This is a genomic window from Alsobacter sp. P4_H11, assembly GCF_056400925.1.
This window is the reverse complement of sequence record NZ_JBFUKI010000001.1, coordinates 507,066-523,727: the sequence shown is the minus strand read 5'-3', so window position 1 is coordinate 523,727 and position 16,662 is coordinate 507,066. Positions and strand designations below refer to the sequence as shown.

At 66.6% G+C, this 16,662-nt stretch carries 12 protein-coding genes and 1 tRNA gene; 11 read left to right on the top strand and 2 right to left on the bottom strand.

The window, feature by feature from the left end; all coding sequences use genetic code 11:
- Positions 1-337: 337 nt before the first annotated feature.
- The 4 genes from clpX (at position 338) to AC1DSZ_RS02360 (ending at position 5,045) form a co-directional block, all read left to right on the top strand.
- Positions 338-1,606 (top strand): ATP-dependent Clp protease ATP-binding subunit ClpX, encoded by a 1,269-nt coding sequence (gene clpX, locus AC1DSZ_RS02375; protein WP_476836784.1) that lies wholly within the window; start codon positions 338-340, stop codon positions 1,604-1,606.
- A 273-nt stretch (positions 1,607-1,879) separates the two neighbouring features.
- A complete protein-coding gene (gene lon / locus AC1DSZ_RS02370) occupies positions 1,880-4,306 on the top strand; it encodes an endopeptidase La (RefSeq protein WP_476836783.1) in 2,427 nt (808 codons plus the stop codon).
- A 188-nt stretch (positions 4,307-4,494) separates the two neighbouring features.
- A complete protein-coding gene (locus AC1DSZ_RS02365) occupies positions 4,495-4,770 on the top strand; it encodes an HU family DNA-binding protein (protein WP_188518121.1) in 276 nt (91 codons plus the stop codon).
- 199 nt (positions 4,771-4,969) lie between these two features.
- A tRNA-Val gene (locus tag AC1DSZ_RS02360) sits at positions 4,970-5,045 on the top strand.
- A gap of 91 nt (positions 5,046-5,136) precedes the next feature.
- Here AC1DSZ_RS02360 and AC1DSZ_RS02355 read toward each other — a convergent pair.
- Both AC1DSZ_RS02355 and AC1DSZ_RS02350 read right to left on the bottom strand, forming a co-directional pair.
- Positions 5,137-6,048: a LysR family transcriptional regulator gene (locus AC1DSZ_RS02355; RefSeq protein WP_476836782.1), complete on the bottom strand. Its 912-nt coding sequence runs from the start codon at positions 6,046-6,048 to the stop codon at positions 5,137-5,139.
- 1 nt (position 6,049) lies between these two features.
- The gene (locus tag AC1DSZ_RS02350) at positions 6,050-6,955 is read right to left on the bottom strand and encodes a LysR family transcriptional regulator (RefSeq protein ID WP_476836781.1); all 906 of its coding nucleotides are present in this window, start codon (positions 6,953-6,955) and stop codon (positions 6,050-6,052) included.
- Positions 6,956-7,081: 126 nt separating this feature from the next.
- Here AC1DSZ_RS02350 and AC1DSZ_RS02345 point away from each other — a divergent pair, with 126 nt between their 5' ends.
- The 7 genes from AC1DSZ_RS02345 (at position 7,082) to AC1DSZ_RS02315 (ending at position 16,658) form a co-directional block, all read left to right on the top strand.
- Positions 7,082-8,176: a mandelate racemase/muconate lactonizing enzyme family protein gene (locus tag AC1DSZ_RS02345; protein ID WP_476836780.1), complete on the top strand. Its 1,095-nt coding sequence runs from the start codon at positions 7,082-7,084 to the stop codon at positions 8,174-8,176.
- A 58-nt stretch (positions 8,177-8,234) separates the two neighbouring features.
- Positions 8,235-9,755, top strand: a complete 1,521-nt coding sequence (locus tag AC1DSZ_RS02340; protein WP_476836779.1) for an ABC transporter substrate-binding protein — start codon at positions 8,235-8,237, stop codon at positions 9,753-9,755.
- 70 nt (positions 9,756-9,825) lie between these two features.
- Entirely contained in the window at positions 9,826-10,911 is a 1,086-nt protein-coding gene (locus AC1DSZ_RS02335; RefSeq protein WP_476836778.1) for a hypothetical protein, read from the top strand.
- Between the two features lie 64 nt (positions 10,912-10,975).
- Positions 10,976-11,893 carry an ABC transporter permease gene (locus tag AC1DSZ_RS02330; RefSeq protein ID WP_476836777.1) on the top strand — a complete coding sequence of 306 codons (918 nt, stop codon included), beginning with the start codon at positions 10,976-10,978 and terminating at the stop codon, positions 11,891-11,893.
- 7 nt (positions 11,894-11,900) lie between these two features.
- Entirely contained in the window at positions 11,901-12,821 is a 921-nt protein-coding gene (locus AC1DSZ_RS02325; protein WP_476836776.1) for an ABC transporter permease, read from the top strand.
- Positions 12,814-14,442, top strand: a complete 1,629-nt coding sequence (locus AC1DSZ_RS02320; RefSeq protein ID WP_476836775.1) for an ABC transporter ATP-binding protein — start codon at positions 12,814-12,816, stop codon at positions 14,440-14,442. The genes AC1DSZ_RS02325 and AC1DSZ_RS02320 overlap by 8 nt, the downstream gene beginning before the upstream one ends.
- A gap of 71 nt (positions 14,443-14,513) precedes the next feature.
- Positions 14,514-16,658 (top strand): beta-galactosidase trimerization domain-containing protein, encoded by a 2,145-nt coding sequence (locus AC1DSZ_RS02315; RefSeq protein WP_476836774.1) that lies wholly within the window; start codon positions 14,514-14,516, stop codon positions 16,656-16,658.
- Positions 16,659-16,662 lie beyond the last annotated feature (4 nt).

The following is a 16,662-nucleotide window of genomic DNA, read 5'->3' as shown; positions in this document are numbered from 1 at the left end:
TCACATTCACGACACAACGCCGCGGTTTCGCGGCGCATGCCGGATGCGCGCAAACCGTGCATACGGCCTCTAACCCATGGAACAGACAGGCCGAACTGCCTGTTTTCGTTCCGCGGGCCGCATCCCGCATCCGGGATGCAGCCTATTGATCCCCGGACGGCGCCATGTTTGCATCGACAGGCTTGGTCCCGAATCCGTCACGGTTTCGGTGTCAGACGGGGATCTGTCCCAAGGGACGGAGGGTGAGGGGACTACAGTTTCTTCACCTTGCGCCCCATAACCTGATCGAACGAGTCGCGCGGCTGCCGTCCGGCTCTCGATCGAGTGGAGGTTCGCCATGAGCAAAGTCGGCAGCGGTGATTCCAAGAGCACCCTGTACTGCTCGTTCTGCGGCAAGAGCCAGCACGAGGTCCGCAAACTCATCGCGGGTCCGACGGTGTTCATCTGCGACGAGTGTGTCGAGCTGTGCATGGACATCATTCGCGAGGAGAACAAATCCTCGCTGGTGAAGTCCCGCGACGGGGTTCCGACCCCGAAGGAGATCCGCAAGGTCCTGGACGACTACGTCATCGGGCAGGACCACGCCAAGAAGGTGCTCTCGGTCGCGGTGCACAACCACTACAAGCGGTTGAACCACGCGACGAAGCACAATGACGTCGAGCTGGCCAAGTCCAACATCCTGCTCTGCGGCCCGACGGGCTCGGGCAAGACGCTGCTGGCCCAGACGCTCGCCCGCATCCTCGACGTGCCGTTCACGATGGCGGACGCGACGACCCTCACGGAAGCCGGCTATGTCGGCGAGGACGTCGAGAACATCATCCTGAAGCTGCTCCAGGCCTCCGACTACAATGTCGAGCGGGCGCAGCGCGGCATCGTCTACATCGACGAGATCGACAAGATCTCCCGCAAGTCGGACAACCCGTCCATCACGCGCGACGTGTCGGGCGAGGGCGTGCAGCAGGCCCTGCTGAAGATCATGGAAGGCACCGTCGCCTCCGTGCCTCCGCAGGGTGGCCGCAAGCATCCGCAGCAGGAGTTCCTGCAGGTGGACACGACCAACATCCTGTTCATCTGCGGCGGCGCCTTCTCGGGGCTGGAGCGGATCATCTCGGCGCGCGGCAAGGGCACGTCGATCGGCTTCGGCGCCAAGGTCGAGGCCCCGGACGACCGCCGCACCGGCGCGATCTTCCGTGAGGTCGAGCCCGAGGATCTGCTGAAGTTCGGCCTCATCCCCGAGTTCGTCGGCCGCCTCCCGGTGATCGCGACGCTCGAGGACCTGGACGAGCCGGCGCTGAAGAAGATCCTCACCGAGCCGAAGAACGCCCTGGTGAAGCAGTACGGCCGCCTGTTCGAGATGGAGGACGTCGAGCTCACCTTCGCGGACGAGGCCGTGTCGCTGATCGCCAAGAAGGCGATCGAGCGCAAGACCGGCGCCCGCGGCCTGCGTTCCATCATGGAAGGCATCCTGCTGGAGACGATGTACGACCTGCCCAGCCTCGAGGGCTGCGAGCAGGTGGTGATCGGCCCCGAGGTCATCGAAGGCAAGGCGCGTCCGCTCTATATCTACTCGGATAAGAACAACGAGCAGGCCGCGTCCAGCGCCTGATCGCGCGTCCGGACGATCACGCAAACGATACCTGGCGCGCACTGCGCCAGGGCTCCCCTGAAGCTTGAAGATGGGATCTTGCACAACCATCTGAGAGCCAACGACAACAGCCGGTTCGCTCATGCCAAACAGGGTCTTCCCCTCCGTGGGGGTTGAGCCTGGAGGAGCCGGGTGCGCGGCGACGGGACATTTCCCAAGGTTCCGCCGCTCTCTCGTTCGCCGGGTTGCCCGTCGGGAGCCCTCGCGAGCGCACCAGAAAGGATTACCCTGTCCATGACGACTTCCAGACAGCGTCCGCAGATCGAGCCGGGTTCGGTCGATTCCTTCCCCGTGCTGCCGCTGCGCGACATCGTCGTCTTCCCGCACATGATCGTGCCGCTCTTCGTCGGCCGCGAGAAGTCCATCAAGGCTCTCGAGGAAGTGGTGAAGAGCGAGAAGCTGATCCTGCTCGCGACCCAGAAGAACGCCGCCGACGATGATCCGGCCACCGATGCGATCCACTCCATCGGCACGCTGGCCAGCGTCCTGCAGCTGCTTAAGCTGCCCGACGGCACCGTGAAGGTGCTGGTCGAGGGCGTGGGCCGCGCCAAGGTCCGCGAATACGTCCGCTCGGAAGACTATTACGAGGCCGAGGCCGAGGCCCTGGCCGACCAGATCCCGAACAAGATCGAGGCCGAGGCGCTCGCGCGCTCCGTCGTCTCCGAGTTCGAGAGCTATGTGAAGCTCAACAAGAAGGTCTCGCCCGAGGTCGTCGCGGCCGTCGGACAGATCGACGATTATTCCAAGCTCGCGGACACGATCGCGTCGCACCTGGCCGTGAAGATCACGGACAAGCAGGACGTGCTCGAGATCACCGAGGTCTCCAAGCGGCTCGAGAAGGTTCTCGGCTTCATGGAGAGCGAGATCTCCGTGCTGCAGGTGGAAAAGCGCATCCGCTCGCGCGTCAAGCGCCAGATGGAGAAGACCCAGCGCGAGTACTACCTCAACGAGCAGATGAAGGCGATCCAGAAGGAGCTGGGCGACGAGGACGGCAAGGACGAACTCGCCGAGCTCGAGGATCGCATCGAGAAGACCAAGCTGACCAAGGAAGCCCGCGACAAGGCGCAGGCGGAGATGAAGAAGCTCCGCCAGATGTCGCCGATGTCGGCCGAGGCGACCGTGGTCCGCAACTACCTGGACTGGATCCTGTCTCTGCCCTGGGGCAAGCGCTCCAAGGTCAAGAAGGACCTCGCCCACGCGTCGGAGCTTCTGGACGCCGAGCACTACGGCCTGGACAAGGTCAAGGAGCGGATCATCGAGTATCTTGCGGTGCAGAGCCGCTCGAACAAGCTGACCGGTCCGATCCTGTGCCTCGTCGGTCCTCCCGGCGTCGGCAAGACCTCGCTCGGCAAGTCGATCGCCAAGGCGACGGGTCGCGAATTCGTGCGCATGTCGCTGGGCGGCGTGCGCGACGAGGCCGAGATCCGTGGTCACCGGCGGACCTATATCGGCTCCATGCCGGGCAAGATCATCCAGTCGCTGCGCAAGGCGAAGACGCAGAATCCGCTCTTCCTGCTCGACGAGATCGACAAGATGGGCATGGATTTCCGCGGCGATCCGTCCTCGGCGCTGCTGGAGGTGCTGGACCCTGAGCAGAACAGCACGTTCAACGACCATTACCTCGAGGTCGACTACGACCTGTCGAACGTGATGTTCGTGACGACCGCCAACACGCTCAACATCCCGCCTCCGCTGCTGGACCGCATGGAGGTGATCCGCATCGCTGGCTACACCGAAGAGGAAAAGCTGGAGATCGCCAAGCGCCACCTGATCCCCGAGGCCGTGAAGAAGCACGGCTTGGAGGACAAGGAGTGGGCGATCGACGACGAAGCCCTGCTGATGCTCATCCGCCGCTACACGCGGGAGGCGGGCGTCCGCAACCTGACCCGTGAGCTCCAGAACCTGGCCCGCAAGGCCGTGAAGGAGATCATGCTGTCGAAGAAGAAGACGGTGCTCGTCGACATCGAGACGCTGCCCGAATTCCTCGGCGCTCCCAAGTTCCGCTACGGCGAGACGGAGGAGGAGGACCAGGTCGGCGTCGTCACCGGGTTGGCCTGGACCGAGGTGGGCGGCGAGCTGCTGACCATCGAGGGCGTGATGATGCCCGGCCGCGGCAAGATGACCGTGACGGGCAACCTCAAGGACGTGATGAAGGAGTCGATCTCGGCGGCGGCGTCCTACGTCCGCTCGCGCGCGGTGGACTTCGGCCTCGAGCCGCCGCTGTTCGACCGGCGCGACATCCACGTCCACGTTCCCGAGGGGGCGACCCCGAAGGACGGTCCGTCGGCCGGCATCGGCATGGCGACCGCCATCGTGTCCGTGCTCACCGGCATCCCGGTGCGCCACGACATCGCGATGACGGGCGAGGTGACGCTGCGCGGGCGGGTGCTGCCGATCGGCGGCCTCAAGGAGAAGCTCCTCGCGGCGCTGCGCGGCGGCGTCAAGAAGGTGCTGATCCCGGAGGAGAACGCCAAGGATCTGGCCGACATCCCGAACAGCGTGAAGAACGGCATGGAGATCGTGCCGGTCGCCCGCATGGACGAGGTGATCCGCCACGCCCTGGTGCGCCAGCCGCAGGCGATCTCGTGGGAAGAGGACCTCACCGCGGTGCGGGCCAAGCCCGCCGGCGAGGAGGACACTTCCGGGATGGTTGCCCACTAAGCGCCATTGCTCCGTAGGTGAGTTGATATTTGAGGGCCCGCAAGCCTGCTTGCGGGCCCTTATTACGTGAATTTTCGAGAGAAACTCTGGGTTTTCCCCGTTCATGCCTTGCGCGGTGGGCGGCGAACTGAAAAAACCTGCCGGGCGTCGCCAGATTCGGCGGCAAGCAGGATTCAGAGGAGAAACCGATGAACAAGGGCGAACTCGTCGCCGCCGTCGCGGAGCAGGCGGACCTCAACAAGAACCAGGCCACCGCGGCCGTCGACGCCGTGCTGGAGGCGATCACGACCTCGCTCAAGGGCGGCGACGAAGTCCGTCTGGTCGGCTTCGGCACCTTCCTGGTCACCGATCGTCCCGCCGGCGAGGCGCGCAACCCGCGCACGGGCGAGACCATCAAGACCAAGGCGTCGAAGGCTCCGAAGTTCAAGGCCGGCGCCGGCCTCAAGGCCGCCCTCAACGGCTAAGCCGCCTCGCGGCGTTTCCGCCGCTTCGCGACGGGTCGGCCTTGCGCCGGCCCGTTTGCGTTTCGGGGCAGGGCCGGCGACGTCGCGCCCTGGAACCCGCCGCAGCCCACCGGCGAGCGCTTGCAAGCCTCCCGCCAGGTTGCCATAAGAAGCCGAGCCTGCACGGCTCGTCGGACGCACCCCATCGCGGCGCGTCTCAGGGCGGTTAGCTCAGTTGGTAGAGCGCCTCGTTTACACCGAGGATGTCGGGGGTTCGAGTCCCTCACCGCCCACCAGTTTTTCAAGCGCCTGGTCGAGGCCGACCGGCTCAAGCCGGCAAACGGGCCCGATCCCGAATGAAACGACGCCGGGCCGTCGCGTGCGGGCTCAGCCGTGGGCGTGGCCCCAATAGGACGGCTGCTCGTAGACATCCTTGAGGTGCGCGATGAACAGCTTCGGCAGCCGGCTCGGCCGATTGCGGGGGAAAACGGCCGTGATGTCGAAGCTCGGTAGGGCGAACTCATCGAGCACGCTGACGAGTTCGCCCGAGGCGAGCCGGGGGCCGACCTCCCAGGTGGAGCGCCAAGCGAGGCAAAGATCGTCGAGCGCCCAGCGAACCAGAACCTCGCCATCGCTGCAGTCCATGTTGCCGTCGACCTTCACGGACACGAGCTTGCCGTTCTGCTGAAACAGCCAGTCACGGTGACGGTCCGCCTGCAGGTTCACGGCGAGGCAGTTGTGGTTGGCGAGATCCTCCAGAGTCTGCGGACGGCCTCGTGTGGCGAAATAGTTCGGCGTCGCACAGACCAGCCGCCGGTTCGACACCAGCTTCGTGCTCACGAAGTTTGGGTCGATGACGTTGCCGATGCGGATGCAGAGGTCATAGTTCTCCTGCACCGGATCCGGATAATCGTTGGTGAGGTTGAATGAGAGCTGCACGGCCGGGTAGCGCGCCATGAAGCTGGCCGCGTGGGCGGCGACGTGCTCGCGGCCGAAGAAAGGCGGAGCCAGCACCTGCAACTGGCCTTCGACATCGGAGGCGTCCGGAAAAAGCTCATTTTCGCCGAGCTCGAGTTCGCTCAGCAGCTCGGCGCAGTGCGCCAGAAACAAACGCCCCGGCTCCGTCACGGTCAGGAGGCGGGTCGTGCGGTGGAGCAGCTTTACCCCTAGACGCCGCTCCAGGCTGTCGATGCGCCGGCCCAGCATGCCGGGCGTGACCTTTTCCTTGAGCGCCGCCCGGGCCATGGAGCCTTCGGTGGCGACCGCCACAAAGGCGCTGATCTCCTTGAAGCGGTTCACCTCACGCCTCCCAATAGCCCGGTCGGGCGTAGACCTGCCGCAACCATGCGATAAAGAGCCTGATCTTGGCCGGAACCGGCTGCTGCTGCGGGTAGGCGGCGACGATGTCGTAGTCGGGCGCGGTGAAATCCTCCAGGATCCGCACCAGCGCGCCGTTCGCCAACGCGGGGGCGACCTCCCAATGGGGCCGCCACGCGATCCCAAGCCCTTCGATCGCCCAGCGGGCCAGCATAGAGCCGTCGTTGCTGGACAATGTTCCGGTGGGTTTTACCGAGATTGCGGCGTGGCCGTTGCGGAACTGCCAGCCGCGCAGCTGGCCGCCATGCTCGTTGAAGGCCAGGCAGTTGTGGTGCGCGACATCCTCCGGGCTGGTGGGAGAGCCATGGCGGGCGATGTAGCCGGGCGACGCGCAGGCTACCATGTGGCTCGGCGCGAGGCGGGTCACCACCAAATTGGGGTCGAGCACCGGACCCATGCGGATGCCGATCTCGTAGCCGAGCCGCACCAGGTCGATCACACGATCGCTGAGGTTCAGCGAGATATTGAGATCGGGATTGGCTCGCATGAACTCCATCAGGATCGGGGCCACATGGCGTCGGCCAAACCCCGATGGGCAGGAGACGATCAGCTTGCCGGTGGCGTAGTCCCGGCCGTCGCTGGCGAGGCGCTCGGCCGTTCTCAGGCGCTCCAGCATCGCGCGCGCGTGGTCGTGATACCGCTCGCCGGCCGGCGTGAGCGTGAGCCGCCGCGTGCTGCGCCGGAGGAGCTCGCCGCCGAGCCGCTTTTCGATCTGGCTGATCCTGCGACCGATCATGGCGGGCGTGACGCCGGTTGCCGACGCCGCGCCCGCGAAGCTGCCCGCCTCCACCACCGCAACAAATGTCTCAACGTCGCGGAGCTTATCCAAGGGCCTGATCCGATACTTTTCGTCTCGAATGAAACGAGTCTTTGTCGTCTTATCAACTAAAAAGTGTGGGCGTAGCATTCCTCCCCAAGAAGCCCGGCCATCGGGCTCGCAGTTCTTAGGGATGAGATGCCGAAGATCGTTAGCGTGGAGACCTACTCCACCGAATTCATCAGCATCGTGCGCGTGACCGCCGACGACGGCCTGCAGGGCTTCGGCCAGGTCGCGCCGTACAACGCCGACATCACCTCGGCGATCCTGCACCGCCAGATGGCCCCGGTGGCGCTGGGCGCGGACGCCGACGACATCGACGCGATAGTGGACCGCTGCTGGACCGGCGCGCACAAGTTTCCCGGCTCCTACACGTGCCGCGCCATCGCGGGCGTCGACACGGCCCTGTGGGACCTGAAGGGCCGCCGAGAGGGGCGCAGCGTCGCCAGCCTGCTGGGCGCAACGAAGACGCGACAGGCCGTCTACGGCTCCAGCATGCGGCGCGACATCACCCCGGAGGCGGAAGCCGAACGGCTGGCGCGCCTCCAGGGCGAGCAGGGCTTCGCGGCGTTCAAGATCCGCATCGGCGACAACTTTGGGAACGACGTCGACCGCTGGCCCGGCCGCACCGAAGCCATTGTGCCCGCGGTTCGGCGTGCCATTGGGGACGGCTGCGAATTGCTGTGCGACGCCAATAGCGGCTACGGCCCGGCGCGCGCCATCGAGGTCGGCCGCATGCTGGAACAGCACCACGTCGGCCACTTCGAAGAGCCGTGCCCTTATCCGGAGCTGGAGTGGACCGCCGAGGTTGCGGCCGCCCTCGACATTCCGGTGTCGCAGGGCGAGCAGGAGGTCGACCTGGCGCAATTCCGTCGGATGATCCGCATGGGCGCGGCCGACATCGTTCAGCCGGACATCTGCTACGTCGGCGGAATCTGCCGCGCGCTGCGGGTCGCCCGCATGGCCGAGGACGCGGGGCTGCCGTGCACGCCCCATGCGGCGAACCGTTCGCTGGTGTCGGTGTTCACCGTTCACCTGCAGGCGGCGCTGCCCAATGCGGGCCATTTCATGGAGTTGAGCATCGAAGCCGCGCCCTGGCTGGACGGCCTGTTCGAGACCGACCCCTTCCGGGTGGTGGATGGCGCGATCGCGGTGCCGGACGGCCCGGGCTGGGGCGTCGAGATCAGCCGCGCCTGGCTCGCCCGGGCAAACCGGACGGTGAGCGCAGCCTGAGAGACGAGATCAAGACGGCAAAACGCAACAAGCCGAACAAAAGGGGAGGAGAAGCGCAATGACGAGGATCGCAAGGGCGGCCGGCCTGGCCGTCGGAGCTCTGATGGCCATGGGCGGCGCCGCGCAGGCGCAGGACGCCTCCCGCGACGTCAAGATCGTGCTATCGTCGGCCGTGGACGTGGTTGAGCCCTGCCACATGAACTCCACCGGCTATATCGGGCTCGTGCTCAAGGGCAACGTGGTCGAGACCCTTTTGAAGCTTGACCCCAAGACCAGCAAGCCGATGCCCAACCTCGCCACCGAGTGGACGCAGGTCGATCCCAAGAAGTGGCGCATCACGCTGCGGTCTGGCGTCAAGTTCCACGACGGAACAGCTTTTGACGCCGACGCGGCCGTCACGGCGCTGAACCGCCAGTTCGTGCCTGAGCTCGCTTGCCGCGACATGATCCGCAGCTTCGGGGCCACCAAGATCCAGGCCAAGGCGGTGGACAAGACCACGGTCGAGATCGTCACCAGCGAGCCCATGCCGCTGATGCCATTGACGCTGGCGCAGACCGGCATGACGGCGCCCAGCACCTCCATGAAGGAAGCCTCGCGCAAGCCGGTTGGCACCGGGCCGTACCAGTTCACCAGCTGGGATCCGGCCCAGAGTCTCGTGCTCACCCGCTTCGCTGACTACTGGGGCGACAAGCCCCAGGTCGCCAAGGCCACTTATGTGTGGCGCTCCGAGCCGGCGCTCCGCGCATCCATGGTGCAGGTGGGAGAGGCCGACATCGCGCTCCAGATCGCCCCGCAGGACGCCGTGAACAAGGACACGGACATCGGCTACCTCAACGCCGACACCAGCCGGGTGCGCTTCTTCATGGACAAACCGCCGCTCAACGACGTGCGCGTGCGCAAGGCGATGAACCTTGCGATCGACCGCAACGCGTTTTTGGGCACAGTCGTGAGCCCGCTCGCCGTGCCGGCCAGCCAGTTCATGCTGCCCAACGTCAACGGCTACGATCCCTCACTGAAACCCTGGCCGTATGACCCCAAGAAGGCCAAGTCGCTGGTGGACGAGGCCCGCGCCGCGGGCGTGCCGGTGGACAAGGAGATCACCGTCTACGGCAGCGAGTTCATGCAGGCCAATCTCAGCGAGCTGCTGGAGACCATGGCGCAGAGCTGGCAGGAGATCGGCCTCAAGGTGAAGATCGCGCTGGTGGACAAGATCCAGCACTCGGCCATCCGGCGGAAGCCCTATCCTGCCGACCGCGGCCCCACCATGGTGCACGAGTTGCACGACAACGTAGCCGGCGACGCGTTCTACACCATGATCGTCTACTACACGTCCGGCGGCGGGCTCACGAATATCTTCAACCCCGACCTCGACAAGCTGCTGCAGGAAGCCTCGGTCGCCACCGGCGACAAGCGCCGCGACCTGTTCCAGCAGGCGAACCGACAGATCCAGCAGGATGTCGTCCCCGACGTGATGCTGTTCCACATGGTCAGCTATATCCGCGTTGGGAAGCGCGTGAGCTACACGCCGGACTTCACCACCGAGGGCAAGCTCGAGCTGAGCGCCATCTCGTTCAAGTAGACGCCGACGTTTCTTTATCCCCACCAACCGGCCGCCCGCGCCTTGCGGGCGGCGTCGAGAGGGCGCGCGCATGCCGATCTTCAAATGGGACAACACGCCGTACGAGGGCGAGCACATCCTCAATAACCCGCCGCCATTTCACCTGAAGGTCTGCAACTACGGCGCGCGGCCCTACTGGTCGCCGGACGGCAAGCGCATCGCCTTCGTCGAGAAGGCCTATGGCGACGTTCACGAGGTCAACCTCGAGACGCGCGAGATCCGCAACCTCACGGGCGGGCTGGGCGAGCACCACTCGTTCCTGCGCGTGCTGTTTCTGCGCAATGGCGATTACCTGCTGATCGGCCCCAAGGAGTTCAAGCATCACCACGTCAGCCGCTACGTGGAGTCCGAGCTCTGGTACATGGACAAGGACGCGAGTCGGCCGCCGCGGCCGATGGGACTGCGCCTGTTCGAGGGAATCGGCGTCTCCGCCATTGCGGACCGCATCACCTATTCGCGCCACGGCGAGCATGATCCCCGGCTCGGGGCCTTCGAGGACTTCGAGTGCTACGTCACCGAGCTCGAATACGGCCCGAACGGCGCCGAGCTCGGCGCCACGCGGCCGATCTACCGCTCGCCCACCGGCCTGCGCCGCCCTGAGCCGCAGGATTTCCGCAACAACGACACGGAAGTGATCATGGCCGAGTACATCGGCCCGCGTGACCGCAGCACCACCTGGAAGACCCAGACGCGCGGCATCGACCTGAAGACGCTCGACGTGCGCACCTACATCGACGAGCCGCTCACCCATAACGAGCCCGAGGGCATCTTCCCGGACAACGAGCACATCTGCCTGGAGTCGTCCTGCGACTTCGTCGACCAGTTCCCGCCCATCGACCTGTGGAAGCTGAAGCTCGACGGCTCCGGCCGCAAGGTGCGGATGACCCGCATGTTCGACCGCGCGCCCTGGCGGGCCAGCAACTCCAACGTCAGCCCGGACGGCAAGTGGCTCGCCTTCATGGTGAACACCTACACGAGCGAGCCCGGCTTCGGCATGGGCATCGGCCTCATGGACCTCGAGGCCTGGGAGAAGAGCGAATACGCCCAGCAATGGGAGACCTCGGCCGAACGCGCCGAGATCCACAAGCGCTCGGGCGAGTATCGCGAAACCAAGTAAGGCGAGGGGAGGCGCGTCGCCAGCGGCGCGCCGCCGTCGCAACCAAAGACGTCGGGAGGGTCCCGTGAACGGATATGTCGCCACCAGAGTGTTGCACAGCGCGATCTCGATGATCGGGCTGGTCATTCTCGTGTTCTTTCTGGCGAGGCTCACCGGCAACCCGACCGATCTTTATCTACCGATCGACGCGCCGGCCGACGTGCGGGCTGCGTTCTCCAAGGCCAATGGCTTCGACGATCCGCTGCTGGTGCAGTTCGGGCGCTTTGTCGCCAACCTCGGCGGGCTCGACTTCGGTCGCTCGCTGCGGCTGGAGCAGCCGGCGCTGAGCCTCGTCCTGGCGGCCTTCCCGACGTCGCTGATCCTGGCCGGCAGCGCCATGACGGTGGCGCTCGTGGTCGCCGTGGTCGCGGGATCGCTCGCGGCCCGCAGCCCCAACGGCGCGCTGGACCGCTTCGTCAACGTGCTGTCGCTGGCCGGCGCGAGCCTTCCGAATTTCTGGCTCGCGCTGGTGAGCGTGCTGATCTTCGCCGTGTGGCTGCGGTGGTTGCCGACGTCCGGCTCGGGCGACGTCACTTTCTGGATCCTGCCCGTGCTGGTGCTGGCGGTGCGCCCCTGCGGACTGCTTGCCCAGGTCGTACGCGGCGCGATGATCAGCGCGCTGTCCTCCGCCTATGTGAAGACAGCCCGCGCCAAGGGCGTCAGCGGACGCGCCATCGTCTTCGTGCACGCCCTGCGCAACGCCATGCTGCCGATCATCACGGTGGCGGGCGACCAGGCCTCCGGCATGATCAACGGCGCCGTCGTGGTGGAGATGATCTTCGGCCTGCCGGGCATCGGCCGGCTGATGATCGAGTCGATCCAGTACCGCGACTTTGCCGTGATCCAGGCCGGCGTGATCGTGACCGCCGGCGCGATTTTTCTCCTCAACATCGTGATCGACCTCGCCTATGCGGGGCTCGATCCCCGCATCAAGCACGCGTGAGGGCCGGATGACCATGGCGGTTCCCACCATCCCGGCCAGCGAGACCCCGTTCTGGCGCCAGTCGCTGCTGCTGCTCTGGCGCGACAAGTTCGCGTTCTCGGCCGTGCTGTTCCTGCTCCTCGTGCTGCTGGCGGCCTGTTTCGGCCCCTGGCTGTTCGGAACGGTCGCGACCAAGATCAACCTGATGGCGCGCAACGCGCCGCCGCTCTCCACGCAGTATGGCTGGCTCTACGTTCTGGGCGCCGACTCGCTCGGCCGCTCCATCCTGGCGCGCATCATCGTGGGCGCGCAGAACACCATGCTGCTCGCCGGCTGCGCGGTGCTCGGCTCGCTGCTGGTGGGTTCGGCGCTCGGCTTCGTGTCGGGCTACCGCAACGACTGGACCAGCGGCGTCATCATGCGGGTCGCCGACATCCTGATGAGCTTCCCGTCGCTGCTGCTCGCCATGATCGTGCTCTACGTGATGAAGCCGGGCGTGCTGAACGTCGTGCTGGTGCTGGCGATCACCCGCATCCCGATCTACCTGCGCACCACGCGCGCCGAGGTGCTGGAGATCCGCGAGCGCACCTTCGTGGTGGCGTCGCGTGTGATGGGCGCATCGCCAGGGCGCATCGTCTGGCGCCACATCCGCCCCACCGTGACGCCGACGCTGGTGACGATCGCGACGCTCGAATTCGCCTTCGTGATGCTGTCGGAATCGAGCCTGAGCTTCCTTGGCCTCGGCATCCAGGCGCCGGAGTTCACCTGGGGCGCGATGGTGGCGCAGGGGCAGAGCTACCTCCGCACCGCCTGGTGGGTAGCGTTCTGGCCCGGCCTCGCCATCACGCTCACGGCCATGTCTCTGAATCTGCTCGCCAATTGGGTCAGGATCGTTTCCGATCCGGTTCAGCGCTGGCGCCTCGAAGAACGGAGGTCGTCCAATGTCTGACGGGTTGAGCCGCCTCGTGGACGTCCGCAATCTGTCGGTCGAGTTCCACACGCAGGACCAGGTCGTCCACGCCGTGCGCGACGTGTCCTGGAGCATCCACAAGGGCGAGACGCTCGCCATCCTGGGCGAGAGCGGGTCGGGCAAGAGCGTCAGCTCGTCCGCCCTGATGGGGCTGATCGACTGCCCGCCCGGCCGCATCACCTCCGGCGAGGTGCTGTATTGCGGCGAGGACCTGCTGCGCGCGACTCCCGAGCGCCAGCGCGAGATCAACGGCTCGCGCATAGCCATGGTGTTCCAGGACACGCTGGCGGCCCTGAACCCGGTCTACCCGGTCGGCTGGCAGGTGGCCGAGACGTTCCGGTCCCACGGCCAGCGTGGGGCCGCCGACGCCAAGGCGCTCGAGCTGCTCGAGCGCGTCGGGCTGCCCGACGCACAGGCGCGTTTCAACGACTATCCGCACCAGTTCTCGGGCGGCCAGCGCCAGCGCATCATGATCGCGATGGCGATCGCGCTGGATCCGGACCTGCTGATCGCCGACGAGCCCACCACGGCGCTCGACGTCACCGTGCAGGCCCGCATCCTGCGCCTGCTGAAGGACCTGCAGCGCGAGCGGGGCATGGGCCTGCTGATGATCACGCACGATCTCGGCGTCGTCGCCGAGATGGCCGACCGGGTCGCCGTAATGCAGGGCGGCCGCATCGTCGAGACCGGCCCGGTGCGGGAGGTGTTTTCCGCTCCCAAGCACGCCTACACGCGAAGCCTGCTCGACTCGGTTCCGGGACGTCACGGCTTCCCGGAGCAGCCGGTCGTCGCCGCGCGGGAGACGCTGCTGCGCGTGGAGAAGCTGACCAAGCGCTATGACAGCCCCGGCGGGCTGTTTCGCGCCGCAAGGCCGCCCGTGCTGGCGCTGGACGGCGTGTCGTTCACGCTGGGGCGCGGCGAAACGCTCGGCATCGTCGGTGAGTCCGGTTCTGGCAAGTCGACGCTGGTGCGCACCCTGATCGGGCTGGAGCAGGCCACCGCGGGCGACGCGTTCTATCGGGATCGCAGCCTCGTGCATGACGCCGCCGCGCGGCCCGTGGCGCAGCGCCAGATCCAGATGGTGTTCCAGGATCCCACCGCCTCGCTCAATCCGCGCATGAGCGTGCGCGACATCATCGCCGAGCCCTGGATGATCCATCGCGATGTGCTGCCGCGCGAGCAGTGGGACGAGCGCGTCGGCGACCTGCTGGTGCAGGTCGGCCTGCAGCGCGACCACGCGGCGCGCTATCCGCACCAGTTCTCGGGCGGGCAGCGCCAGCGTATCGCCATCGCGAGGGCGCTCGCCCTGAAGCCCGAGATCATCATCTGCGACGAGGCCGTGTCCTCCCTCGACGTCTCCGTGCAGGCGCAGGTGATCGCGCTGCTGCAGAGCCTGAAGGACGAGTTTGGCCTGTCCTATTTGTTCATCGCCCACGACCTGCCGGTGGTGCGCAGCTTCGCCGACCGCGTGCTCGTGATGCACAAGGGCGTGATCGTCGAGCAGGGGCCGACACGGCAGATCTTCACCAACCCCCAGCACGCCTACACGCGCGAATTGCTGGCCTCCGACCCGATCCTCAACGCCGGCGCGGCGGCCTGACCGCCGCCGCCGCCTCGATCCGCCGCGCTTTCGCGCCGTCGGCGCCGCGCAGCCAATCTCCAAGGTAAGCCATGACCGCACCCATCGATCACACCTGGCTCAAGCAGGCGCTCGTCATGATCATGACGCTGCGCGAGACCGACGCCGCCACCTGGGACGTCGAGAAGATGGCGGATTTCGCCCAGTCGTTCTCGCTCGACGGCCTCGGCTTCTCGGTCGGCGGCATCGTGGCGTTCTACCCTACGGCCATCAAGCATCACCCCCGGGCCGAGGGGCTGGGCGACCGCGACATCCCGGCCGAGCTGATCGCGGCGCTGAAGCGGCGCAACATCCGGCCGATCGCCCGCATCGATCCCTCCATGGCGTCGCGCGCGCTCTATGAGGAACGGCCCGAATGGTTCGTGCAGGACCGCGACGGCAAGCCCGTGGCGGTGCACGGCCACTTCGTGACCTGCCCCAACGGCGGCTACTACCGCGACTTCATGATGCGCGTGCTGGAGGAGATGCTGACGCGCTATCCATTCGACGCCGTGTGGGCCAACGCGGCGCAATTCGCGCCTTGGCACACCGCGCAATGCCATTGCGGCGCCTGCCAGACGAAGTTCCGCGCCCGCACCGGACAGGCGATCCCGGTGGAGAACTGGGCCGACGAAACCTGGAGGCGCTACAACGAGTGGCGCTACGAGTGCATCGCCGAGTGGAACGCGGAAGTTCAGGCGCTGAAGAACCGCGTGCGGCCCGAGAGCGCCTGGATTCCGCTGAGCCAGGTGGCCGAAAGCTGGGATCACTCGCGCGTCGGCGGCTGGGACCTCGACTACACGGAGCCGTTTCAGGACGCGATCGTGCTGGAGGCGCAGCGCCGCTACACCAACATGTTCTGGCCCGGCCTGGAGGCGCGCTACATGCGTTCGCTCGCGCCCGAGAAGGGCGGCGGCATCACGGTGAGCTACTTCCTGCCGTGGTGGCGCTTTTATGCGGTGCCGGCGGCCGAGAACCGGATGTGGGCCGGGCAGATCATGGCCCAGGGCGTGATGCCGTGGATCCACGTCACCGGCTACCAGGAGCGCCACTTCGACCGGCGCGGCCTCGACAGCCTGCGCGACCTGATGGCGCGCTTCAAAGCCAACCGCGAAACCTACCTGGGCAACCGCTCGTCCGCCGAGGTCGCGCTGGTGTTCTCCCGCCACAGCCTTGACAACTACGGCCACAAGGACCCGAGCTTCCGCTATCTCGACCACTTCCGCGGCTCCTACAACGCCATGATGGATCGGCGCATCCCGTTCGACATCCTGTCCGACCATCGCATCACGGCGGATGCGCTGAACGGGTACAGCACGGTCGTTTTGCCCAACGTGGCGTGCCTGTCGGCCGCCGCCTGCGAGGCGGTGGAGGCCTTCGCCCGCGCGGGCGGCCTCGTGGTGTCGACCTTCCGCACCGGCGAGGCGGACGAACTCGGCGCGCCCCACGCCACGCCTTTGCTGGAGCGCCTGGCCGGCGTGACCGCGACCGGCGTCGCCTGGAAGGGCCTGCGCGCCGCCTATGCGGCGATCCGCGACCCGGCCGACCCGCTGATGGCCGGCTTCGACGGCACCGACCTCCTGCCGGTGGCGGGCGACATCGTGTTCAGCCGCGCGCCCGGCGCCGACGACAGGGTGGCCCCCATCACGCTGATCCCGCCGGTGGAGGGCGAGGTCGGCAGCGGCATCAGCGTGCCGGAGTTCAACGTGATCGAGCACGTCACCGACTATCCCATGCTGATTGATCGTCCGGTGGGGTCCGGCCGGCTGATCCACTTCCCATGGCAGCCGGACGCGATCGGCTTCCGTTATGGGCTGCGCGACCTGTTTCGCCTCATCGGCAACGCCGTGAAAAGCGCGCCGCGCTTCAAGGACGTGGCGCGCCTGCAAGGGCCCGGGCTGGTGGACCTCGCCGTGCACGAGCGCGACGACCGGCTCGTGGTCTCGCTGGTGAACTTCTCGGCCCCCGGCAGCTTCAACACCGGCCAGCGGCGCATCATCGAGGAACTGACGCCGCTGCACGGACTGAAGCTAGAGGTCCGGGCGCCGGAAAGCTTCACCGGGCGGACCGCCCGCCTGGTGTTCGCCGACCGCGAGATTGCGGTGGAGCGGCGCGGGGACTACTGCGTGGTGGAGCTGCCGCCGCTGGACGCGATGGAAACGGTCGAGTTCCTGTTCGGCCGGACCTCCGCACCATGACGAA